Source organism: Micromonospora sp. PTRAS2 (assembly GCF_054052245.1).
The window spans coordinates 1-523 of the sequence record NZ_JBSWBU010000063.1 but is presented as its reverse complement, the minus strand read 5'-3'; the positions used below and the strand labels follow the sequence as shown (position 1 = coordinate 523).

Below are 523 nucleotides of genomic sequence, written 5' to 3'. Positions count from 1 at the left end.
CAGGACCCGGGCGCCCGCCGCCAGCCAGCGCTGGACGAGTTGCGGCGGTGCGGCCTCGCCGCCGAGGACGACGCAGCGCAGGCTGGGGCAGGCCGTCGGGTCGAGCGGGGCGACGTTCGTCGCGGGCCCGAAGGTGTGGGTGACGCCGTGCCGCTCGATGAGCCCGGTGAGCCGGCGTACGTCGAGCAGGTCGTCGCGGGAGCAGACGACGACGCGTCCACCGGAGGTGAGCGTGGCGAAGACCTCCCCGAACGCGGCGTCGAAGACCGGTGCGGCCGAGTGCAGCATTCTGCTGTCGGGGCCGATGGCGCACTCGTCGGCCATCCACGTCAGGAAGTTCGTCAGCTTCTCGTGCGTCAACACCACACCCTTCGGGATGCCCGTCGACCCCGACGTGTAGATCACAAACGCCGGCCCATCCACCGCGACCGTCGGCAGGTCCACCGGATCGGCCGCCTCGATCTGCGGCCACTCCTCGTCCAACGCGACCACCCGCACCCCACCCGGACACGGCACCCGAGGG

The 523-nt window shown here is 72.1% G+C and carries 1 protein-coding gene; it reads right to left on the bottom strand.

Annotation, left to right across the window (positions count from 1 at the left end; genetic code table 11):
• On the bottom strand, positions 1-492 hold a 492-nt coding region (locus ACVMYR_RS33165), incomplete at its 3' end, for an AMP-binding protein (RefSeq protein ID WP_457123707.1).
• Positions 493-523 lie beyond the last annotated feature (31 nt).